The organism is Flavobacteriales bacterium (assembly GCA_016716605.1).
Lineage (GTDB): Bacteria > Bacteroidota > Bacteroidia > Flavobacteriales_F > PHOS-HE28 > PHOS-HE28.
Genome location: JADJWA010000001.1, coordinates 708,277 through 731,855 on the forward strand (window position 1 = coordinate 708,277; position 23,579 = coordinate 731,855).

At 62.4% G+C, this 23,579-nt stretch carries 16 protein-coding genes; 9 read left to right on the top strand and 7 right to left on the bottom strand.

Features of this window, described 5'->3' with window-relative positions; translation table 11 throughout:
• From IPM12_02795 to IPM12_02810, 4 genes are all read right to left on the bottom strand, one after another.
• Positions 1-2,175, bottom strand: coding sequence for a T9SS type A sorting domain-containing protein (locus IPM12_02795; protein MBK9146731.1), 2,175 nt, complete (start codon positions 2,173-2,175; stop codon positions 1-3).
• Entirely contained in the window at positions 2,172-4,904 is a 2,733-nt protein-coding gene (locus IPM12_02800; protein MBK9146732.1) for a hypothetical protein, read from the bottom strand. The genes IPM12_02795 and IPM12_02800 overlap by 4 nt, the downstream gene beginning before the upstream one ends.
• Before the next feature lie 440 nt (positions 4,905-5,344).
• Positions 5,345-6,031 (bottom strand): phosphoribosylformylglycinamidine synthase subunit PurQ, encoded by a 687-nt coding sequence (gene purQ, locus IPM12_02805; GenBank protein MBK9146733.1) that lies wholly within the window; start codon positions 6,029-6,031, stop codon positions 5,345-5,347.
• Between the two features lie 52 nt (positions 6,032-6,083).
• Positions 6,084-7,289: a flippase-like domain-containing protein gene (locus IPM12_02810; GenBank protein MBK9146734.1), complete on the bottom strand. Its 1,206-nt coding sequence runs from the start codon at positions 7,287-7,289 to the stop codon at positions 6,084-6,086.
• A gap of 53 nt (positions 7,290-7,342) precedes the next feature.
• Between IPM12_02810 and IPM12_02815 the strand changes: the two genes are divergently transcribed.
• From IPM12_02815 to nadD, 4 genes are read left to right on the top strand one after another with little or no spacing between them, the layout of a single operon-like run.
• Positions 7,343-8,266, top strand: coding sequence for a DMT family transporter (locus IPM12_02815; protein ID MBK9146735.1), 924 nt, complete (start codon positions 7,343-7,345; stop codon positions 8,264-8,266).
• 32 nt (positions 8,267-8,298) lie between these two features.
• A complete protein-coding gene (locus IPM12_02820; protein MBK9146736.1) occupies positions 8,299-9,168 on the top strand; it encodes a YicC family protein in 870 nt (289 codons plus the stop codon).
• Entirely contained in the window at positions 9,168-9,734 is a 567-nt protein-coding gene (gmk, locus tag IPM12_02825) for a guanylate kinase (protein ID MBK9146737.1), read from the top strand. Before IPM12_02820 ends, gmk begins: the two co-directional genes overlap by 1 nt.
• The gene (gene nadD, locus IPM12_02830; GenBank protein ID MBK9146738.1) at positions 9,731-10,321 is read left to right on the top strand and encodes a nicotinate (nicotinamide) nucleotide adenylyltransferase; all 591 of its coding nucleotides are present in this window, start codon (positions 9,731-9,733) and stop codon (positions 10,319-10,321) included. Before gmk ends, nadD begins: the two co-directional genes overlap by 4 nt.
• Here the strand turns inward: nadD and IPM12_02835 are convergent.
• Entirely contained in the window at positions 10,312-10,956 is a 645-nt protein-coding gene (locus IPM12_02835; protein ID MBK9146739.1) for a uridine kinase, read from the bottom strand. The two genes, nadD and IPM12_02835, sit on opposite strands and share 10 nt — an antisense overlap.
• A gap of 373 nt (positions 10,957-11,329) precedes the next feature.
• Here IPM12_02835 and IPM12_02840 point away from each other — a divergent pair, with 373 nt between their 5' ends.
• The 4 genes from IPM12_02840 to IPM12_02855 all read left to right on the top strand — a co-directional run bounded on the left by IPM12_02840 (position 11,330) and on the right by IPM12_02855 (position 15,440).
• Entirely contained in the window at positions 11,330-11,506 is a 177-nt protein-coding gene (locus tag IPM12_02840) for a hypothetical protein (protein ID MBK9146740.1), read from the top strand.
• 114 nt (positions 11,507-11,620) lie between these two features.
• Positions 11,621-13,396, top strand: a complete 1,776-nt coding sequence (recJ, locus tag IPM12_02845; protein ID MBK9146741.1) for a single-stranded-DNA-specific exonuclease RecJ — start codon at positions 11,621-11,623, stop codon at positions 13,394-13,396.
• A gap of 23 nt (positions 13,397-13,419) precedes the next feature.
• Positions 13,420-14,994, top strand: a complete 1,575-nt coding sequence (locus IPM12_02850) for a T9SS type A sorting domain-containing protein (GenBank protein ID MBK9146742.1) — start codon at positions 13,420-13,422, stop codon at positions 14,992-14,994.
• Positions 14,991-15,440, top strand: coding sequence for a nucleoside deaminase (locus IPM12_02855; GenBank protein ID MBK9146743.1), 450 nt, complete (start codon positions 14,991-14,993; stop codon positions 15,438-15,440). The genes IPM12_02850 and IPM12_02855 overlap by 4 nt, the downstream gene beginning before the upstream one ends.
• Before the next feature lie 4 nt (positions 15,441-15,444).
• On the opposite strand, the gene IPM12_02860 is transcribed toward IPM12_02855, so the two are convergent.
• On the bottom strand, positions 15,445-18,894 hold the full coding sequence (locus tag IPM12_02860; GenBank protein MBK9146744.1) for a M36 family metallopeptidase: 3,450 nt from the start codon (positions 18,892-18,894) through the stop codon (positions 15,445-15,447).
• Positions 18,895-19,148: 254 nt separating this feature from the next.
• On the opposite strand from IPM12_02860, the gene IPM12_02865 reads away from it, so the two are divergent.
• On the top strand, positions 19,149-19,559 hold the full coding sequence (locus IPM12_02865; protein ID MBK9146745.1) for a BrxA/BrxB family bacilliredoxin: 411 nt from the start codon (positions 19,149-19,151) through the stop codon (positions 19,557-19,559).
• 68 nt (positions 19,560-19,627) lie between these two features.
• Here the strand turns inward: IPM12_02865 and IPM12_02870 are convergent, their stop codons facing one another.
• Positions 19,628-23,557 (bottom strand): PKD domain-containing protein, encoded by a 3,930-nt coding sequence (locus tag IPM12_02870; protein ID MBK9146746.1) that lies wholly within the window; start codon positions 23,555-23,557, stop codon positions 19,628-19,630.
• Positions 23,558-23,579: the final 22 nt, after the last annotated feature.

Sequence of the window (23,579 nt, forward strand, 5' to 3'; positions counted from 1 at the left end):
TTACTGGATTACCAGCCTTTCGGCGTGTACGATCGCGCCACTAACCGAACACTGCACAGCGTACACGCCCTTGGCCCACGTACGTGTGTCCAGCACCACATGCCCGATGCTTCCGCTGAGCTTATCTGTTGCTAGGGTGCGGCCATTCGCATCGATCACGCGAACGGAGCCACTGGTCTCGCTCGCCTTAAGCGTGTAGTTCAACGCAACGAATGTGCTGGCCGGATTGGGCTGCAGCTTGAAGGAGCGGCGATCTGTGCTTGTGGCATCCTTCCCGTCGCGCTGCAAGCTCTTCGGCTCGCTTTCGCCGCCGGTAAGCGGCGATCGGCAGATGCCATAGTGGAAGCAGAGCATGTTGCTGATCCATGTTGCGGGTCGATCGTACTGGTTCTGGATCAAGGTCTCCCACGCAGCGATCTCTCCTGCATCGAGTTGCCGCACATCGCGCGCTTGTTGCGCCAGATTCAGCAGATCCGCGATCAGGCTGCTCATGCGCGTGCGCTCGGTCTCTTCGGCAGCGCTCAGCCTGTGGTCCTCGTCCAGGTCGTCCATCAGCGCTTGCGCACCACTGAAGTCATCGGCCTGAATGCGGAGCAGGGCTTCGGCGTAGCGCGCGGCCACAGTGGGTATCTGCTGCCACACCCAGCGCAGGCTGTCGTTCTCCACCCCTGTGCTGTCGCGGGTGGCGTAGATGTCCAATAGCTCGTTGGCGGCTTCGGTCATGCGGGCGTGGTGATTGCCCAGTTGCGCTTCCAGGGTGCTGCGGTAGGTGCGGGTGTCCCAACTGGCGGCTATGCTGGCGATCAGGTGAGCGGGCAACGGGTAGTTCGCCTCGTGCTCCGCCCAGTTGAGGAAACCTTCTTTCTGGGTGGCATCAGGGTTGGCGATGCAGACCTCCGCCTTGATGCCATCGGGCACGCCCGGCTTGTCCACCAGGTTCATCAGGGCCTCGGTGCTCAGGTAAGGGCTCTTGCTCAACAAGTAATCGCGCAGGTCCCAGATGTCCTGGGGCCAGGCGCTCACGATCTCCTCCACCACGGCGTCCGTATTGCCACCATCGATCAAGGCCTCGTACAGGTAGCGGGTGTTGCCGTAATCGGTTCGGGCACTCACCATCATGCCCGCCACGCCCACCACGCCGGGGTCCACGCTGATCAGGTGCGGGGTGCATTCGCTGCTCATGCCCCAAGGAATGCCGGCGGGCAGCAACAGGTCGCTGACGTGCTCGGGGAAGAGGCCCGTGCCGGTGCGGTAGTAGTAGGTGATGGGGTGGTCGGTATCCACATAGATGTCCCACTTCTCCGTTTCGCCGCCCCAGCCGTCCAGGGTATTGTCCGCGCCTCGACCGGCCGAGCCTTGGATGGTGCGGATGGTGTGTTGTTCTGCGTCCTGTTGATCCTCAATCTTCCGGCTGTACAGGTTCCTGTCCACGTTGCCGCAGTTGTTGCAGAGGATCTGCAGGCCGATGGTGCCGCTGTAACCGCCCGGCTCGGTGCTGGCGCACACGCCCTCGCCCACGAAGCCGGTGCTGAGGTTGGTGGCGGTGTTCTTCCACACCTTGTCGTTGTGGTCGCGGCTGTAGCCCACCACGATGGCCTCGGCGGGCAGCACCGGATTTGCCTGCGCGCTATGCACGTGGTTATCGTGGATCTTGAAGCCGAAGGTCTCCGTGGTGAAGATGCCGCGTGGCTTGGACCCGAATCGGATATCCTCTACACCGGTGTATGTGATGCTCCGCTCGGTCATCTCGAAGTCGTTGTTGCGCACGGTGAAACCGGTGATGCCGCTGGCGTACACCCCGCAGATGGTGTTGGAGAAATGGCTCCACTCCACGGTGAACATGCTGTTGGTGGGGGCGCCCAGGGCATGCACGCCGTGATCCAGGCCGGTGAAGCTGCTGGGCACGCGTTCGGCTTCGGTGCAGGGCGTGCCAGGCGTGGGGCAGGCGCTGGTTACCACGAAGCGTGAGCCGTAGGCATGTATGCCGTGGCCGAGCAGCGCGGTCTCGGGCACATCAGCAACGGTGTTACGGAAGGTGCAGGCCTGGAAGGCGATACCGCGCACACCATCGAGCTTGATGAGTTCCTCGGTGCCGAGCTCCGGTTGCAGCGCGCCGTCGGTGAACTCGAACACGGCATGGATGAACTGGCTGCGGTTGCGCGTCTCGAAGTTCATGTTCGAGATCTGGCGTAGGGCCGGAATTGGATGGCGGGGCGGCAATCGCGCACGATGCCGCCGGGCTGGGCCTGGGTGCCCTTGATCTTCACTACGCCTCCGCCTTTGGTAAGGTCGCTCAGGTCGCCCACCAGGATGCCGATGGCGGCATTGTCGATGGTGCCACCGTTGCGCAGCTCGAAATAACCTTGGTTGGTGGTGTTCTGCGCCAAGTTGGAATTGCCCAGCACCTGCACCCCTTTCCACTCCTTGCCGCAGAGGTTGGTGAGCAATCCGCCATCCACGATCACCTGGGCGCCGGGCTCTATGATGAGGGCGGTGTTGGGTGCGAAGTTGACGGTCTTCGTGACGGTCAGCGTGGCGCCAGAGGCAACGCGCAGATCCTGGCCGAGGTTCTTGTGGATGCTCCAGGTGGTGTTCTCGGCAATGACGCGCACAACTGTTGGTTGTTCGGCGAGGTCGCTTTCCCAGAGGCCTCGGCCGTAGGTGCCGGCGCGGAGCTTTCCCGCGCAGTAGTTGATGTCCAAGTCTTTGACGATCACATTGGGCAGACCTGCACAGAAGGGTTGCCAATCAGTTTCCGCGTTCCTGTAGAATACCCCGATGTCCATGGCGATGTAAATGCCGCCATCCGTGCCTTGTTGGGCAACCAGATCATTCACCGGCATGTTCGGGAGGCTGTTGCCCGGATCGGTGTTCGACCATGTAGTGCCTCGGTCGAAGGATTCGTACACCTTCAGGTTCGCGTTGTAGCCTGAGAAGGCGATGTAGATGTGGTCAGGGTCATTGGGGTCCACATCCAGGCCTTTGATGTACTTCATGTCTGCGAGCCATGCGGCGGGCATGGGCGAAACTTCGAAGCGAGGTTGACCGGACCCTAGGGGCGGGAGTTGGCCGTTGCCATTGGGCAACGAGCGCATGAGGATTGGTCGCTTTCCATTCGGTGCACAGGGGGCATCTGGCACCGCTGAGGTCGCGATGTAGATCTTCGCTGGGTCGCTCGCTGCAATTGCCAGTCGCTCTTGGCCTTGGCCAATACAATTGTTGTCGAACCATGCCGGATCGCCAGTGATGAGACCCATATCGACCTGCACTTGGGTGAGTCGGGTGAAATCGCTTTCCACGTTCGAGGCGGCCTCTTGGTCATTCTCCATCCACGCGTCGGCAATGCAAAAGGTCCAATCGTTCGTTTCGGGATGAGTCACGAACGGGGGGAACATGGAAGCGCCCCACGCACCACAGATGCCGATCGGGTCTGCACACTCGCTCGGGCATTCGCACGTGTCACAACAGCCCGTTAAATAGTCCAACGCGTGCCAGGTGCCGAAGTCGTTGAACCATTTGTAGTAGCGATTCCGGTTATTGTAGGACTGTGTCCAGGCCTTGGTCCCATCGGGGGAATACGATACGGAACCGCCATCGGCGCCTTGCACCAAGGACCATAGTGCCTCGCCAGCCAATCCAGAGTGCCGTCGGTTATCGCCGGTATCCTGATTGCCGATGAGTACTTCAGTAGGGTCGGAGGGCGAGAAGCCGATTCGCTCAATCGTTGCCACAGCAAGATTGTTGTTCCGCGATACCCAAGGCGTGCTCAACCCATTGATGTCCGCATCATCAACCATGCTCAGGCCACCATCGTGCCCTACCCAAAGCTCGGTGCCATCCGGGCTATATGCCATGATGTGCACATCGTCGTGGATGGTCAACCGTGTACCGATTTGGCTTCGGTTAATACCGTAGTCCACGGAGAGAAGCGGCTTCGAGGCGCTATGTGCTACACGGCCCGGTATGGTCGGCGATACTGACAGGCCCATCCAGACTGCGGCACCATTCACTTGCGCGGAATGGACAGGACCGGCGAGGTCCCACGCATTGGTTGCATGGTTGAATCGGGCCATGCGGTATCGCAAGTAGCTATTATTCGTCGCGCGCAGGTTCACCCAAGCGTAGAGGTAGCGCTCAGGGCCGAACGTGGAAATTCCGATGTTGATCCGCATAGCGGTCTCACCTGCGCTGCCAATGGCGTTGAAGTCGAAGCTGAATGGCGCTGACCACGACTGCCATGTGGTGCCATTGTCATTGCTCCGATAGACATCATTCGCCGAGGCATACACCACGCCTGGGTTGCCTGGGTCATTCATGAACACGATGTTCTTCCACCGCCCGCTCGCTTCGCTGAATCGTAACGCCCAGGTCGGATTCGTGGAATTCGCGTTCGCGCATTCGTAGATGCCTGCTGACGTGGCGCAGAGCAAATGGTCGGTATCCAACGGGTCCATGCGCAGCGCGCGCATCACCGTGTAATCCTCGAAACCATCGAGGAGGCCGGTATTCATGGGCTCCCATGTTGCCCCTTCGTTGCTGCTTCTGAACACACCGGCGCTATAGGTTCCGTCGCTATCCACATTGCCAGTTGCGATGAACAGCACGCTGGGGTTGCCAGGATGGATTACTACATCCGTGACGCCGCTGATGGGCTCGAGGAAATCCGTGAGTGGGGTCCAGTTGTCACCACCATCAGCACTTCGGAAGAGGCCACCGAACCCGGACCCGGCGTACACCACAGGGGTATTCGGATAATCTGGGTGAAAGGCAATGCAATGGACCTGCCCTGTGCCAATCGTGTATTCAGGAATCATTTGGGCGCCCGGCGCGACGGTCGGCGTATCGAATGGCCCAAGCGCATTCCAGTTCGCTGGGAATGCAGTGCTATTGCAATCGATGTTCACGCGCCACGCTTGATAGTCAATCAATGCTTGCCAGGCTTCATCCCGTTCGTCTGAAGGATAGAGACGGGGTGCCCAGAAATTGAGCAGGCGCTACCGTTGATTGTAAGGGCTTCCTTCCTCTTCCAGATCCTCGGGGCTAACCTGTCCTGCTGCTGTTTGCTGCAACCAGCTCCAGAAACTCTGGTTGTGTTCAGGCCCCAACTGTGCTGAGCCAGAAAGGCTGACGCACACGGAAACGACAAGGAGAACCAACTTCGGTTTCATGGTAGAGGGTATTGAAAAGTTGAAAGGTCGGAAAGGCAAGTCGAAGATAAAGGAGTATGGCGCTTCGCCAATCCACAGTATGCAAGCACCAAAGAAGCCTTGCACTCCCGCCCGCAAGGCTTGCGATAGTCAGGTGCGGGCTGCTTCGCTCTGCAAGCACGACCCTTATTCCTCCGTCACACCACCATCTTCAACAGCGAATCGAACAAGCTCCTTCCATCCGTATTCCCCAGCCGCTCATCGCAGGCGCGTTCCGGGTGCGGCATCATGCCGAAGACATTCCGGCCCTTGTTGCACACCCCTGCGATGTTGTCCTTGCTACCGTTGGGGTTGGCCTCCTCCGTCGCCTTACCCTGCTCGTCGCAGTAGCGGAAGAGGATGCGGTCGCTGTCCTTCAGGGCCTTCAGCGTATCGGCATCGGCGTGGTAGCGGCCTTCGCCATGCGCGATGGGGATCTTCAGCGCCTTATCGGGCACAGCGTTCGTGAGCGCGGTATCGTTCGTGCCGCGACGGATGAAGACGTTCTTCGAGATGAATTTCTGTCCGGCATTGTGCAGCAAGGCGCCGGGAACGAGGCCCGCTTCGCAGAGCACTTGGAAACCGTTGCAGACACCGAAGACCAAACCGCCCTTCTTCGCATGCGCCGCCACTTCCTGCATGATGGGCGAGAAGCGCGCGATGGCGCCGCTGCGCAGGTAATCGCCGTAGCTGAATCCGCCGGGCAGCACCACCATGTCCACGCCCTTGAGGTCATGCTCCTTGTGCCAGAGGCGCTCCACGGGCTGCTGGAAGTGCGTCTCCAAGACGTGGATCATGTCCTCATCGCAATTGCTGCCAGGGAAGGTGACGACGCCGAATTTCATGCAGAACGCGCCGAAGACTGGATGCCGAAGACGCGGGGCCGAAGGTAGAAGGCTAGCCGTTGCTCGAGGTTTTCCGCCACCAGCGTGGCAGCACCACCATGCCCATGAAGAGGTAGATGTAATAGCTGAGCAGCCGCCACAGGATCGCTATGGCTCCGATCAGGCCCACCGCAGGCAGCAGGTCGCGGAAGAAGCCTGCGAAGGCGATCTCGGCCACCCCGCTACTGCCGGGCGTGGGGCTGATGAGCAGGATCACCCACATGATCAATTGGCGCGCGTACAAGAGCAGGTGATCGTCCACTGCGAAGAAGGCCGCTGCGATGAGGTTGATGACCAGGAAGCGGCTCGCCCATGAGAAGCAAGTGGCACCGAAGGCCTTCGCCCAGAATCGCTTGGGCTTACCTCGCAGCTCGATGCCCGTGACCTCGATGTCGTCGCCCACCTTCACCACTTGCGGCCGCCACCGGCGCAGGAAGGGCAGCTTGAAGACCCTCAACAGCAACCATTTGAACGCGCGCGGACGGAAGAAGACGCTGTAGAAGATGATGGCCACCAGTAAAAGGATGAAGCAGTAGCCGATCCAGAAGATGGTTTGAACGGGCAGGCCCCAGAAGGCGTTGTCGAGTTCCTCAGGGAAGAGGTGCTGCATGCCCACGCCGAAGAACACGATCGGCACCATCACCACATAGAAGAGTTCGTCCATTAGTGCGGTGACGAGCACGATGGCTGTGGCGCGGCCCAGTGCGATGCCTTCGCGCCCGATGATGAACATGGCCACGCCGCTACCGCCCACCACCGAGGGCGTGAGCGCCGATGCGAATTCCCAGAGAAAGGTGACATTGAAGCTCTGGCGCCAACTGAGGTGGCCATCGCTGAGCACGCGGATGCGGTAGATGTACCCGAGGTCGCGGAAGGCGGTGGCCACCACGGCGAGCACGATCCACCAGGTGCTATGCCAGGTCCAGTTGATGCTGCCAAGCGTCTCACGGGCGGTCATGCGCCGGTAGTCGCCGAGCCCTTCGCCTACCGGCGTGAACTCCGCCGCATCGCCCACATCCACGATGCCATTACCGTTGGCATCGATCCACGTGTGGTTGCCCGTGCCCTGGCCCACGAGCTCGTAGCGCTCCTTGGCCAGATCGCGCCATAAGAGCCAGCCCGCCGCAACGATTCCGATGAGGATGGGGATGAGCACGCGGCGCAGCCGGAAGGTGCTCCGGAACTGCTGCTCACTGGAATTCGGTGCTGTGCTGTCCATCTCCTCGTATCCGATGCGGGCTAAAGGTATCCGTGCGCACTTTCGCCGCTTCAATGGACCGCCGCGCACGTGCCCACCTCGCGCTCTTCTTGGTGAATGCCGTCTACGGGGTCAACTACGTGGTGGCCAAGGGGCTCATGCCGGAGGTGATCGGCGCCAGCGGCTTCATCCTGCTGCGCGTGATCGGGGCCGCGGCGCTCTTCTGGCTGTTGCGTTTCTCGCGTCCGGAGCGTGTGGCGTGGTCCGATGCCGGGCGCCTGCTCTTGTGCGCGGTCTTCGGCGTCGCGCTCAACCAGCTCATTTTCTTCCATGGCCTCATGCGCACCTCGCCGATCAACGCGAGCATCATCATGGTGGCGACGCCCATCCTGGTGCTCGTGCTCAGCGGCGTGCTCATCGGCGAACGCATCACGCGGGTGAAGCTCCTCGGAGTTTTGCTCGGTGCGGCGGGAGCGCTCTCACTCATCCTGCTCAAACCGAAAGGAGGCGCAACGGGCGCCACCATGCTCGGCGACGCATTCATCCTGATCAACGCCATCAGCTACGGCTTTTACCTGGTGCTGGTGAAGCCGCTCATGCGCAAGTACACGGCGGTCACGGTGATGGCGTGGTGCTTCTTGATCGGCTTAGTGATGGTACTGCCGTTCGGGGTGAGCGAGTTCTCAGCGGTGGAATGGTCAGCGCTCAGCACCCCCGTGATCCTGTCCATGGCCTTCGTGGTGGTCATGGTCACCTTCGTGGCCTACTTGCTGAACACCTGGGCGCTGGGCGTTGTGAGCCCGAGCGTGGTGGGCATCTACGTCTATATGCAACCGGTGCTCGCAGCCGTGATCACCTGGCTCTTCATGTGCATCGGGGCGGATCGCATCGGCATACCCGGCGAATACGACGCTTCCATCGGATGGCAACAGGGCTTATGCGCAGCGCTGATCTTCACGGGCGTGCATCTGGTGAGCCGTGCCGATCGGGTGAAGTAGGTCCGGGTACATTTGACGCCTCAACCGAACGCATGCTCCTATCCATGACCGGCTTCGGCCGCGCCGAAGGCGTGGTGAAGGACCGCAAGGTCACCGTCGAGATCCGCGCATTGAATAGCAAGCAGCTCGACCTCTTGCTGAAGCTTCCGAGCATCTACCGCGATCGCGAGCAGGAGTTGCGGCAAGCGCTGGGCGAAGAGCTCGTCCGGGGCAAGGTGGATGTGTTCGTGAGCGCCGAATCGCTGCACGCCACCAAACACACCAGCTTCGACCGCGAGCTGATCAAGGCCTACTATGCTGAGTTGAAGGCCATCCGCGATGAGGCCGCTCCGGAAGTCAGCACCGACCTCTTCGCGCAAGTGCTGCGCCTGCCCGATGTGAGCACCACCACCAGCGATCGCGCCGATAATGCCGAATGGACTGGTGTGCGCGCACTCGTTGCTGACGCGCTCCGTGCTTTTAAGGCTTTTCGCGCAAACGAGGGCGCCAAGCTCGAAACAGAGCTGAAGCAGCGCGCGCATGGCATCGTCTCGCTGCTGGAGCAAGTGGCCACCCTCGATGCCGGTCGCCAGGACCGCACCCGTGAGCGCCTCCGTGCCAAGCTCGCCGACCTGAAAGCCGAGGTGGACGAATCGCGCTTCGAGCAGGAGCTGATCTACTACCTGGAGAAACTCGACATCACCGAGGAGAAGGTGCGCCTGAGCGCGCATTGCGGGCACTTCGCGGAGACCCTTGCGCTGAAGGAGCCGCAAGGGCGCAAGCTCGGCTTCATCACCCAGGAGATGGGACGCGAGATCAACACCATCGGCTCCAAGGCCAATGATGCCGCCATCGCACGGCTGGTGGTGCAGATGAAAGATGAATTGGAGAAGGTGAAGGAGCAATTGCTCAACGTGCTTTGATGAAGGGCAAAGCCATCATCGTATCGGCCCCATCGGGCGCAGGAAAAACGACCATTGTGCGGCACCTGATGGATCGTGGGTTAGGGCTCGCTTTCAGCGTGAGCGCCACCACACGGCCCATGCGCTCCAGCGAGCGCGAAGGCCACGATTACTGGTTCCTCTTGGAAGAGGAATTCAAGCGCCGTATCGCCGCAGGCGACTTCGTGGAATGGGAGGAGGTTTACCCCGGTCGCTTCTATGGCACCTTGCGCGAAGAGGTGCTACGGATCCAAGGCGAAGGGAGGTATCCGGTTTTCGATGTGGATGTGGAGGGCGGGCTCAACCTGAAGAAGGAATTCGACGATGATGCGCTCGCGCTGTTCATCGCACCGCCATCGCTGCAAGCCTTGGAGCAGCGCTTGAATGCGCGTGGCACCGAAACGCCGGAGAGCCTCGCGAAACGCGTGGGCAAAGCCGCGCACGAACTCACCTACGCGCCGCGCTTCGACCGCACGGTGGTGAACGACGACCTGAATGGCGCTTGCGCTGAGGCCGAGGCGCTCGTGCGTCAATTCCTGGCGGCATGAGGATCGGCCTGCTCTTCGGCACCTTCGACCCGCCGCACAGCGCGCATGTGAACGTGGCTGAGCACATGCTACGCACGCAGGGGCTCGATGAGGTCTGGCTGGTGGTCACCCCGCTCAATCCCTTCAAGCGGCACCAGCCCATCAATGCGGATCACCATCGCGTAGTCATGTCGCGAATGGCCATCGCAGGGCGAACCGGCATCGCGGTATGCGATTTCGAGCTGGGCCAGCCCACGCCGAGCTATACGGTGGACACCCTGAGGGCCATGCGCGAGCATTGGCCCGAGCACCGGTTCGTGCTGATCATCGGGAGCGACAACCTCGCGAGCCTGAGCCGATGGAAGGACCCGGAAGGAATCCTCGCGCACCACGACCTGCTCGTTTACCCAAGACCCGGCTCCGACCTGCATGAAGCGATGTCAGCGTTCCAAGGCCATCCGCGCATCACAGCGCTGCACGATGCGCCCGTGATGGACACCTCTTCGACCCGCATGCGCGAAGAACTCTCCGCTGGCCGGATCCCGGTGGGCACATTGGCGCCGGCTGTGCTCGGCTACATCCGCGAGCATCGCCTCTATCAGAGCTGAACTGCTGGCTCGGTTTGCCGAGCGGCGTTCAGCAGGTGATCGCGCAGCACGCGCGCGGCACGCTCGAAACCCAGCTCGTTCACCACGTGCAGGTCGCAGAGGTGGCGGTAGGGCAGCAGGAACTCGCGATAGGCCGGCAGCACATGGTTCTCCCATTGATAGCGCACATCGGCCTCGCCGTAGCCGCGCTCTCGGGCATCGCGCTTCAGGCGGCGCTCCAGCTGGCTGGCCTCGCTGGCATCGATGAACACGCGCAGGTCGAAGAGGTCGCGCACCGGCTGATGGTGCAGCACGAACAAGCCTTCAACGAGGATGATGGGCGCGGGCTTCAACTCGATCATCTCCGGCTCCTTCCCTTCGGTATTGAAGGTGTATTCCTTCCGCAGGATAGGCACCCCGGAAACCAGCGTTCGCAAGTCCTGCGCGAGGCTGTCGAGGTCAACCGCCGTTGGCAGGTCGAAATTGATGCGGCCATTGGGGTCGATGGCCTGTTGCTCCTTCGGATGGTAGTAGTCGTCCTGCGAAACGGTGCAGCTCATGCCGGTCGGGAGGGCTTCGCGCAGCGCGCGCACCAGGCTGGTCTTGCCTGATCCGCTCCCTCCGGCAATACCCACGAGGTAGGCTGCGCGCTGCATCTGCTTTGTCCCATTCTCAGGGACGCCGAAAGTAGGAGTCGCCCTTGGGTCCGCACACTTTGGCACGGCGGTTGGCAGTTATCCATCCGGAACCAACTCCTCCAAGAACATGAACCGCTACATGAAGTTGAAGAACGCCGCGAAAGCCCTTCTGCTCGCTGGCGACCTGGACCGCTACCTGCAAGCCCTCCGCCTCATGCATGGCCTGCGCGCCATGAGCCCCGCGGGCCTTGCTTGAACGAACCGCACGCGACAGGGGCCCGCGCTGCCATGGCCCCAGGTTTTGGTGAAGGCGCGGCGGCATCCGGGAGGGTGCCGCCGCTGCCATTTCAACGGGTGCGATCCTTTTTCCGGCATCGCCGTAGAAGGCCCCATGACGAAGAAGGACAAGATCGCCTTCATCAAGAGCAGCAAGCGGAAAACGCACGTGTACAATGACCTGAACCGCTACTCGGACCAACAGCTCGACGACGTCATCCGGGAGATCGTGCAGGGGCTGATCCGCGAGAGCGAGATCATAGCCAATGCCTACATCAACGGATACCGTTAGGGAGCCGCGTCCAACGCCTGCTGCTGAAGGCGGAACGCCTTAGGCTACGGGGCCCCTCCACTGATCGGTGGCAGGGGCCTCGCAGCGTTCAGCACCCCCGGTTATCTTCGGCGCATGCCGAACCCGACGAAGCGCTGGCGCCTGAAGCCCGAGCCCGACGCCAAGGCCGTGGCGGGCCTCACCTACGAGCGCTGCCCGGCGAGCGCTGCAACGCTCTTGGCCCAGCGCGGCATAGCCGATAAGCGGATGGCCTCGCACTTCTTCCGGCCCATGCTCACCGACCTGCACGACCCCTTCTTGATGGCCGGCATGCAGGCAGCCGTGGAGCGCATCGAGCGCGCACTGGGCGAGAACGAGCGCATCATGGTCTATGGCGATTACGACGTGGACGGGACCACGGCCGTAGCGCTCGTATTCGGATTCCTCGCGCGCTTCACGGGAAACCTCAGCTTCTACATCCCCGATCGCTACTCGGAAGGGTACGGGGTCTCCTTCCAAGGCATCGATAAGGCCGCTGAGGAAGGGGCCGCGCTCATCATCGCACTCGACTGCGGCATCAAGGCCAACGACAAAGTGGACTATGCTACTGAGCGTGGCATCGATTTCATCATCTGCGATCACCACCTGCCAGGGGCCGAATTACCGAAAGCGGTGGCCGTGCTCGACCCCAAGCGGCCCGATTGCCCCTATCCCTTCAAGGAACTTAGCGGCTGCGGCATCGGCTTCAAGCTGATGCAGGGCTTCGCGAAGCGCAACGGCATCCCCTTCGACGACTTGGAATCGTTGATCGACCTGGTGGCGATCAGCACGGCGTGCGACATCGTGCCGGTAACAGGCGAGAACCGGATCCTTTGCCATCACGGCTTGAAGCAGATCAACGATCAGCCGCGCCACGGCGTGCGCGCCATCATGGGCATGGCGGGCGTGAAGAAGCGCCTCGGCGTGGGCGATCTGGTCTTCGCCATCGGACCGCGGATCAATGCTGCCGGCCGCATCGAGCACGGGCGGCAGGCCGTGGAGCTGCTCCTCGCACACGACGAGAAGCACGCGGCCGCGGCAGCAGCACTGGTCGATGGCAACAACAGCCAACGGCAGGAGCTGGACCGAAGCATCACGGAGGAAGCATTGGCTTGCTTCACCAACGACGAATGGCTGCGCGATGCGTGGAGCACCGTGGTGTTCAGCGAGAGCTGGCACAAGGGCGTGGTGGGAATCGTGGCCTCACGCTTGGTGGAGCGGCATTACCGTCCGACGGTGGTGCTCACCGAAAGCAACGGGAAGGCCGTGGGCAGCGCCCGCAGCGTGCGCGGCTTCGACGTGTATGAAGCCGTCAGCGCATGCAGCGACCTGTTGGAGCAATTCGGCGGGCACATGTACGCCGCCGGCCTCACCATGCCGCTGGAGAACGTCCGGGCCTTCCGTGAGCGCTTCGATGCCGCTGTAAGACAAATGATCAAGCCGGAGCAGCGCGTACCCGAAGAGGACGTTGACCTGGAGCTGCGCCTTGATGCGATCGATGACGGGCTCCTGCGCGTGATCCGGCACATGGCTCCTTACGGACCCGGGAACATGCGACCCGTCTTCCTCGGACGCGGCGTGGTGGATACCGGCAGCGCGCGCCTCGTGGGCGAGCATCATCTGAAGATGCGCTTGACCCATCCCGATGATACCCGCCGATCCTTCGATGCCATCGCCTTCAAGCAAGCGCACTGGCTCGATCTCGTGAAGAGCGGACAGCCATTCAGCGTGCTCTACGCCATCGAAGATCACGAGTGGCAAGGACGCGTGAGCACGCAGCTCAACATCAAGGACATCAAACCAGGCACCGAAGGGGTGCTCGTCGGAGAGGAGTTCCCGGTGCACGCTGGGATGGAGGAATTGAACCGTTGACCACCGCATTCATCGAAGCACGCATGAAGAAGCCCTACTCCATTTGCTTGATGGCCATTGCCATTCAGATCGCCATGCCGCAGCAGGTAAGCGCACAAACGCCCACTTGGAGCGATGACGTGGCCTGCATCGTTTACTCCCACTGCGCCCCATGCCACCACGACGGGGGTCCGGCGCACTTCAGCCTTATGAGCTACGCGGATGGCTATTGGTGGCGCAATGAGATGCGCGATGCCACGCAGGCCAGGCTGATGCCTCCCTGGCCTGCGGACGAGGAGTATCGACCGCTGGCGCATGAGCGGCTGCTCACGCAGGATGAGATCGACATCATAGCCGCATGGGTGGATGGTAACGCACCGGAAGGCAATGCGCAGAGCGCTCCCGCGCCGCCGGTGTTCTCCAACGAACCCGTGATCTCGAACCCCGATATCACCGCCATCATGGATGAGTACGCGATCCCCTCCTCCACGGCCGACCTCTACCGTTGCTTCGTGCTGAACATCAACAACCCATCAGACTCGTGGATAACGGCTCTCGAGGTGGTTCCCGGGAACCGCGAGATGGTTCACCATGTGCTCGTGTTCCAGGACGCCTCCGGACAGGCGCAGATCCTCGACGCGCAGGACCCCGCGCCGGGCTACACCAGCTTTGGGGGCATCGGCGTCGCCGGGGCGGACCTCATCGGGGTCTGGGTGCCGGGATCGGAGCCCTTCTACACGCCTCCGGGCATGGGAATCAAATTGCTGGCGAACGCCGACATCGTGATACAGGTGCACTACCCGGCCACGACCGACGTGGAGATCGACAGCACGCGTGTGAACATCGAGCTGGGAACGGCTCCCTTCATGCGCGAGCTCGCAATCGATGCGATCCTTAACCACGATAACATGACCAATGGTCCGCTGGTGATCCCCGCCAACCAGGTTCTCACCTTCAATCAGCAGTACACCGTGCCTGTGAACGCCACGATCACGGCCATCGGGCCCCATGGCCATCTGATCTGCCGCAGCCTGAAGAGCTGGGCTGTGAAGCCAGGAGGCGAATTGGTTCCGTTGATCGACATCCCGCAATGGGATTTCCGTTGGCAGGATATCTATGCCTTCCGCAACCCCATCTATCTGCCGGCCGGCACGGTGCTCCATAGCGAAGGCGTTTACGACAATACCAGCGCCAATCCGAGCAACCCGAGCAGCCCTCCACAACTGGTGACCGCTGGCGAGGCCACCACGGACGAGATGTTCCTCTTCTTCTTCGCCTGGACCTTGGGGCTGCCAAGCGACGAATCAATCGTGATCGACAATGGCGCGCATGCCGCCCACCATCTGGATTGCGAGACGAGCTTCTCGGTTGGTGTGGAGGATGTGAGCGCGGTGCCAATCCGGATCATGCCCAATCCAGCTGCTGAGCGGATCACCATTTCAGGCGCCGCAGGTTCAGCGATGCGCATGTTCGATGCTGCTGGTCGCGTGGTACACACGGCATCAATCACGATGGAGGAAGCGTCAATTGACGTTGCCGCATTGAGGCGCGGGGCCTACATCGTTGAATTGTTGCATCGTGATGGATTGAAACAGCGCGCCACTGTGGTGCTGGAATGATGCTCGACCTCGGAGATGAGCATTTCATGCGCCAAGCGCTGAAAGAAGCAGAACAGGCCTTCAAGCAGGATGAGGTGCCCATCGGCGCAGTGATCGTGGGCGGCGGGCGCATAGTTGCGCGCGCGCATAACCTCACCCAGAATCTGAACGATGTGACAGCACATGCCGAGATGCAGGCCATCACTTCCGCTTCGGAGGCCATCGGAGGCAAGTACCTCACCGACTGCGCCGTGTACGTCACGGTGGAACCCTGCCCCATGTGCGCTGCCGCGCTGCGCTGGGCGCAAGCAGGCCGCATCGTCTTCGGCGCATTCGATGAGAAGAGCGGTTATCGGCGCATCGGCGGCGTGCTGCTGCATCCGAAGACGCAGGTCACTGGCGGCGTGCTCGAGCCCGAATGCGCCGATCTGATGACCGCATTCTTCAAGAAGAAGCGTACGCTGTGATCGCTCAAGGGAGCTGCTGCTCCCTCGTATTGGTGGGCACACTGCCACCGATGTTCACCAGGATGGGGTCGCGGTCGTTGCCTTCGCCGGTGTAGCGGATCACGCCATCCAAGTTCACATCGCCTTGCAGATAGCCCGGCGCGCTCACGTTGGTAGGCACGCTGCCCCCGATGGCCACAAGGAGCGGGTCGCGGTCGTTGTCCTCCCCCGTGTAGCGCAGGATGCCGTCGCGCAGCACATCGCCGCTCCAGAGCATCGTTCGTCCGTTGCGCAAGCGTTGCGCTTCCGTGCCGAAGGTGGCCGTGCCAGGCACCGTGAAGTCGATGCCGGTGGGCGTGGTGCTGAGCACGGTGGGCGCAGCGGTCATGGCACCGAGGTGGTTGCGATGGCGCACGGCCACATGGTAGCTGCCGCCTGTGGCGCGGAAGGTCACGCTCCCGCCGAGGTCGGTGTCCACCACATCGCCGTCGCGCTGCAGGAGTGCCGCACGCGTGGCGATGATCGTGGCCGGCGCAGCGGCATCACGCAGTTCGAGCAGCACCCAGTCCACGATAGCATCGTCGCCGGTGGTGGCCATGGCAGCCGGGTCGATTGATTCACCTCCGCCGAAGACCTGTGTGAACCCAGCCGCCGAGTATGGCTCGGTCGTGGGCAATAGTCCGCCCGCACGAAGGCCATCGCTCATGCGGTCCGTGCCTTCATCGTAGGGTCCGTCGAGCATGAGCTTCACGGCCACACGTACGCCGTTCCGCTCGATCACCACATCATCCAGATAGAGCCAGTTGCCGTAGTTATTGATGGCCACGAAGCGCACTAGCACCTGCCCACCGTCAAAAGCGGTGAGGTCATGGTCGTGCTGCTGCCATTGCGTGCAGGTGGTCGGGGTCCACGACGAGGTGACGTAAGGATTGGTCTGCAATGCGGCTCCGAATGCCTCGAACACCGTGGTCCACGAGAGGCCACAATCACCGCTCACCTGTACGCGCATGCCGTCGGGATAGCTGCTGCTGTAACCCGAGTAGGCATGCTTGTACTTGAGGCGTGTTCCGGCCGAGCCGCTCAGGTCGATGCGTGGTGTGATCAAGCGGTCCTCTTGCCCGGGGGTGCTCACCGAGTAATTATCGATGGCCCAGGTGCGCGCGCCCACGCAAGAAGCTTGTCCAGATACCGCCTTGGTGACCCATGTGTTGCCATTGTCCGGGTTCTGCAGCGCCCACCCGGTGGGCACCGGCGAGGTAGCTTCGATGTTCTCCACATAGGTGGAGGGTAGCGTGGTGGGTGTGCTCACCGTGATCGCGCTGGCCGCCTGATCGTTGGCGGTGTACTGATCGCCAGCCAAGTTCGTGCGCGCCGTGAGCGTGTGCGGCCCGGTGCCGGGAATCGTTACCGGCTGCGGGAAGGTGAAGTTGGCCGACGCTCCTGCCGCGAGGGTGCCGACATAAGTGGCGATCTCTTCAGTACCGCCATTGAGCTGGTAGCGCAACTCGAAGTCGGTCTGCGGCTGCTGGCCGAAGTTGCGCACGGTGACGGTGACGGGCATGTTCGTGGTGGCGCAATCGTACAGGTCGCCCCGCGGTGAGAGCACTTCGGAGATGCCCAGGTTGCTGGGCAAAGGGGTGTCGAAGGCCTCGACCTGATCACTGCGGCTGGTGGAGAGCCCCTGACTGGCGCTGGCGCCCAAGCCACGGCGCGCGAAAGCCGCCCAGATCGCCGCTTGGTTTGCGCCACCGTAGAGCGCTTGGTCGGCAGCGAGGATGGCGTCGCGACCATCCACGAAGCCAGGATTGCAAGGAGTGAGCTTCAGGCCTTCGATCACCAGGCGCATGGCGATGTTGTTGCCGCCATCACCATTGTAGATGTCGGGGTCGAAGCCGTGCACGCCGATCAGCTCCCAGGTCATCTCCCAAAGCATGGTGCACCACACGAAGCCGATGCCATGTGGCTGGCTAAGGCCGCTGTTCGTGCTGGCGTAGGTGTAATTGTTCGAGGCGAAGCTGGTGGTGTAGCGCGCCGGGCGGATCCCGACGCCTGTGGTAGCCTGCCCGAGCACATAAGTGCCAACCCCGCGGCCTGTGGTCGGCGTGTCGGTCGCCTTCATGGTCATCACGATGCCGAAGTAGTCGCTCCAGCCCTCGCCCATCTGCTCCGGATTGCCGAGGCAGCTGGTGTTCGATGGACCGCCTACCAAGCGGTTGCTGATGCCGTGCCCGTATTCGTGCGCGATGATGCCGTTGTCGAGGTCGCTGTCGCGGTTGGGTGTGGTGCTGGTCCAGCGGTACATCTGCATGCGGGGGTTGCTGCCATCCGGCGGCGTACCGAAGTTGGCGTTGTTGGTGCCGCTGCCATCCTGCGCATCAGCATCCACGGGGTCGCTCCCTGCCCCGCCGCGTCCGTAGTTGTTCTCTTGGAAGTTGCCTGCGGGATCCGTGAAGCCGTACTGGTACCACACATCGTGCATTAGGTTGTTCCAGTAGAAGAGGTTGGCGGTGGCCGCCGGCAGGTAAGTGCTTGGAGCTCCGGTGAGGTCGAGCGGAAAATCGAAGTCCAGGCCTGCCCCTCCGCTGGGTCGGGTGCCACCCGTGTTGTTCGCGTCGGCATCCTCTTGGGCGAAGCAGTTGTTGCCCCGGGTATCCGTGTACTCAGCTCCTGCTGCGCCATTCGTATCGTGCCAGCCATATGGCGAAGCGATCCCGCCATCGAGCCACGGCGCATTGCTCAGGGTGCGTGGACCATGGCTGGGGCTCTCCGTGGGCCAATCGAACACGTTGTAGTCGTTGGGCGCGGCAGGGGCGGGTGCTGCATCGGGCGCATGTTCGTCGCAGCCGTAATGGGTCTCATCGTCCCAATTGCAGCTCGCGACCCAATCGTTCCGGTCGAGCTCTTCACCGGTGAGCGCATCGATCCGCACATTCCACCAGTGCGAGCCGTCGGGCGTATAGTGGTTCACGTTCCACGCCAGGTGCAGGCGGTCCCCAACGGGCTGGTATACCAGTTGCGCTATCACCGGCTCGTGGCCAAGGCCATCGCCCTCGAAGACCACCCGGCGGCCTTCATCCTCGATGCTGATCAAGGCGGGGATCTTCGATCCAGGCAGGGTGCGCGCCAGTACAATGCCCACGGCGTCATCTGCGCTGATCTCAGGCTCCGTGGCGTTCACGCGCTTCTCCAAGGCTGTGAAGGCGCCCACGTTCAGCCGCAACGGCTCGCCATTGGCCAGCTCATGCACGGCGATGTCGCCGTTCCAGACCTCGATGCCCTGCCACCGCTGACGGAAGAAGGTGTGGGTGATCCCTGCATCGGCGTAATGGTCCTTCGTCAAGAGGCCCTCGAGGTCCGATCCATGGAAGCCCTGCCGCATCAGTTCATCCATCACCTTGGGTGATGGAGCGCCGGGGCGCTGGGCGGCAACGAGCAAGGAGGAAAGCGCGACGCAGAGTGTCAGGATTGAACGCATGGGTTGTGTAAAGGGCGGGGAAGGTACCGGGTGATGGGGGGCCAAGGCAATGCGAGGTGCCGATGAACCAAGGAATCCTGCCAGTCCGGTGGCGCTCTTGCGTGCTATAGGGCGCGGATCACGGGAAGAGGAAGGCTCTCCTTCAACCTACTTTCGCGCCGCCATCCGAACCGCTGAACACGGAGAATGATGGATGCGGAACACTCGCAACCGGTCCTTTTGGACAAGCCTGCAACACCCAACCCCGAACAAGCATGTACCCCCCCGAACTCACCGCCCCGATGTCCATGGATCTGGTATCCGCCGGATTCGAAGAACTGAAGACCCCCGAGCAAGTGGACAAGGCCCTGGCGCAGCCCGGCACGGTGCTCTGCGTGGTGAACAGCGTGTGCGGCTGTGCGGCAGGAGCAGCGCGCCCCGGAGTGAAGCACAGCCTCCGCGGCGCGAAGCGCCCAGACAAACTCGTGACCGTATTCGCCGGAGTGGACACCGATGCGGTGATCCAAGCGCGCAAGCACTTCCTGCCCTACCCGCCTAGCAGCCCCAGCATGGCGTTGTTCAAGGATGGCAAGCTGGTCCACTTCCTGGAGCGCCACCACATCGAGGGCCGCACCGCTGAGATGATCGCGGAGAACCTCGGCATGGCCTACGAGGAGTTCTGCTGAAAAGACCTGCATCGAACGAGGGCGCCTTGGCCGTTACGGCCGTGACGCCCTCGTTCGATTCGACCCGCTCATGGAAGCTGTTCCCAGCGCACGTTCGTGGGCACATTCCCACCGATGTTCTGCAGTATCGGGTCGCGGTCGTTGCTGCTGCCCGTGTAGCGAACCAGGCCGTCGAGGTTGACATCTTCCAGATAGTACCCGGGCACCGTGTTGGTGGGAACCGCTCCGCCAACGATCAATAGGATGGGGTCCCGGTCGTTGAACTGACCTGTGTACTTCATCTGGGCATCGCGCCAGGCGTTGCCGCACCAAAGGGTGCGCACAGCGCCCAGCGTACGCATGGCTTCCGTGCCGTGCAAGGCCAGGCTAGGGCTGGTGAAGTCGATTACGCTGCTCGTGGTGGTGAGGTTGTAGCCGTTCGCGGTCATCGCGCCGAAGTGGTTGCGGTGCCGCATGGCGATGCGGTACATGCCAGCCGGTGCGAGCAATGCCACGGGCGAGACCCCATCCTCCGCCACCACATCGCCATCGCGCTGCACGAGCGCGGCGCGCGTGGCCACGATGCTCGAAGGGGTTGCGGCATCGCGAAGCTCCACCATCACCCAATCGACGATGGCATCGTCGCCTGTGCGCGATAGCACTCCGGACTGGATGAGCTCACCGCCACCATCGGCCGCCTGCGTGAAGCCAAGTGCCGTATAGGGCTCTGTGGCGGGTATCCATCCGGCCGTGCGAAGGCCATCGCCCATGCGTTGCGCATCCGCATCGTAGGGGCCGTCCAAGAGGACCTTCAGCGCCACACGAAGTCCATTGTTCTGCACCTCGATGTTGTCGAGGTAGAGCCGGTTCCCGTACTGATTGGTGTTCACGAAGCGGATCACGACGGCTTGTCCATCGTAGGCTCCGAGGTCGAGGTCGCGCAGCGCCCATTGGCCGGCTGCGGTGGGCGCCCACGGGCTGGTGGTCACGGGCGCGGTGCCGAGCGCGGTGCCTGCCGCATTGAAGAGCGTGGTCCAGTTCGCACCGCAGTTGGTGCTGATCTCCACGCGCAGCGCATCCGCATACCCGCTTGAGCTGTACGGAGCATAGGCCTGATGGAAGCGCAGGCGCGTGCCCGCGCTGCCGGCCAAGGTGATCAGCGGTGTGATCAATCGGTCCTCCTGGCCGGGCGAGTTGTAGTAGTAGTTGTCCAACCGCCAGGCACGCGTGGGCGCTCCGGCCGGGCCGGTCACGCTCACGTTGGTCCAGGTGTCCAGGCCATCCACGTTCTCCAGGCGCCAGCCCGTTGGCGTCACGGCTTGATCCTCCGCATTCGCGACCATCGGCGCGCTTGCCGTGAAGTTGGCGTAGGTGACGAAGGCCGGGATCGTCCTCGTGCTGGTGCCGTACGCATCCGTTACGGTGAGCGTGACATCGTAGTTGCCGGGCGCGCCGTAGGTCACGAGCGGGCTGCGGTTGGTGCTGCTGCTGGGCGATCCTCCGGGGAAGCTCCAGCTCCACGAGTAGCCGTTGCCGCTGAGCACGCTGTTGTCGTAGAACTGCACGCTGGGCGCCAGGCAGGTGATCGTGCGCTTGTCCGCGCTGAAGTTGGCCACGGGCGCGCTGGGCGTTTCCACGGTGCTCTCCCACACGCTGCGGTCGGTGCCGTTGCGGATCTTCTGTTCGCGGTAGTTGATCAGCAGGCGCGTACTGAAGATGCGCGCGGGCAATCCCGTGTTCCATAGGGCCCATGCGGGGGCGCCATCGCTGCGATAGTAAACCGCGCGGCGCGTGCCGATGTACAGTCCGCCATTCGTTCCCAGCTGATGCGCGATGTTGGTGGGCCACTCGTTGTTGAGCGTGGCATCGCTGATGTTGGCCCAGCTCGTCCCGCCATTGGTGCTCCGGAAAACCACGTAGCCGTTGATGTTGGGGTAATCGCCGTACTGGCTGGTGCGCGCGAGCCAGATGGTCTGCGGATCGGTGGCGCTCACGGCGATATCGTAGGGCACCCATGTGTTGCCGTTGATCGCTGAGCTGCTCGGAGTGATGTTCGTCCAACTCGTTCCGCCGTTGGTGGTGCGCCATACCTTCTTATCGCCCCACCAATCGATGTAGGTGCAGACGTACATCGTGTTCGGGTCGTTGAACGCCACTTCGATGCTGGTGACATACTCCCCGAAGTCGTGCACCTCGGTGAAGCCAGCGCCGTTGTCGTCCGTGCGCCAGAGCGAATTGCCCTCGCCCACGAATGCGGTGTTCACCAGGTTGGGGTGCCAGGCCACTTCGCTGCTATGGCCGGTGATGTAGTCCGCGTTGGGCTCGCGGGCCCAGCTCGCATTGCCGTTGTTCACGGTGCGGTCGCCGCTGAGGGTCTTGTAGCCGTAGTCGCTCAGTGCGCGGCGATCGTACTGCGGATGCACGAAGCCGCGGTAATTGTCGCCGCCATCGGTGCTCACCCAGCCGTTGGTGTACACGTTGTTATCCTTCAGCAGCGTCCCGTTGTGGTAGGTGCCGCCGAGCATCACGCTGCTGCCCGTCCATCCGCCAGCGCCGAAGCCCCAGAAGTCGGTGCCCGCGATGCCGAACATGCGGCGGTTGAAGGTGGCGCCGCCATCGATGCTGTAGAAGATGCCGCCGTCATTCGCCACCCACACCTCGTTGCCGTAGTAGCGGATATCGTGGATGTCGGCGTGCACGTAATCCGCCTTGTAGCTGTGGCTCCATTTCGCCGGACAGGTGAAGGTCACGCCGCCATCGGTGCTCACCCAGCGCTGCACGCCGCACACATCGAGCTTGTCCGCATTGGCGGGATCCACGGCAAAGGCGAGGTCGTAGTAGTACTGGCCGCCATCATCGAGGCCCTGATCATCCCAGCCCAGGAGGTTCTTGTTCGTGGCCGAGGGCACGCCGCCGGGCTGTGGACCGCAGCATCGGAAAGTCCAGTTGCTGCCGCTATCGGTGCTCTTGTACACGCCGTAAAGGCCGCTGCCTCCGTTGGCCACGCCGGTGCAAAGCGCATAAACCGTGTTGGGTGCGGCTGCGCTCACGGCGATCTCGGTGCGCTCCTGCTCGTCAGGCGAAACGGGCAAGGGCCAACCCGTGCCGACCTGCGTGAAGCTCACGCCGCTGTTGGTGCTGCGCCAGAACTCCGTGCGGTTGCTGATCTGCTTGATCGCATAGACCGTGGCGGGATCGCCCGGTTTCAACTCGAGCTCTTGCCATGATCCCGCCTGCACCTGCGTGAAGCTGCTGCCGCCATTCGTGCTGCGGTACAAGCCGGCGCTGCTGCATACGAAGAGGATCTGGTTGTTCGTGGGATGCAGCACGATGTCGCGGATCGTGTGGTTGGCTGCCTGGAACGCCGCATCGCCGATGCTTGCCCAGTTCGCGCCCCCATCGGCGGTCTTCCACAGATCGCCCTCCGCGCCGAAGTAGGCCGTGTTCTGCGCCGCGTGGTCCAGCTCCACGCTGTACACCGTGCCGATCATCAAGCCCTTGGTCACATTGGTCCAGTTCAGGCCCTTGTCCGTGCTCTTCCACACGCCCGCGTTGGCGGTGCCGGCATAGAGCAGGTTGCCATTCGCGAGGCTCTGCTCAACGGTGTACACATGCGCCGCGCCACAGGCGTAACTCTTCGCTGCCGCGCCGTGATCCCAATCGAAAGGTCCGATGCATGTCCAATTGGCGGCGCGCTCGCCGCTCGCGCTCTCGCTCAAATAGGCGCTGAGGTCCTCTTCATACGCCTCGCGCTGCGCGATGTCCTTTGGGATGTGGTTGTGCCCGATTTCCCGCTTCCACCGTTTGAAGTACTGCGTGTGGATGTCCTTCACGAAGGGATTCGCGGCGTAGTAGGCATCGTAGGCCGCCTGCACCGCGCCGGGATCGGCCTCGGGGGCGTACATGAGCTGCACCCATTGAGGCGATTCGCTCGGGCCGCGCGAGACCATGCGCTCGAAGGTCTGCGCGGATGCGCCGAACGCGCATAGCAAGCCGAAGGAAAGGCAGAAGGAACGCATAGGTGCAGGTTTCGTGCAAGAT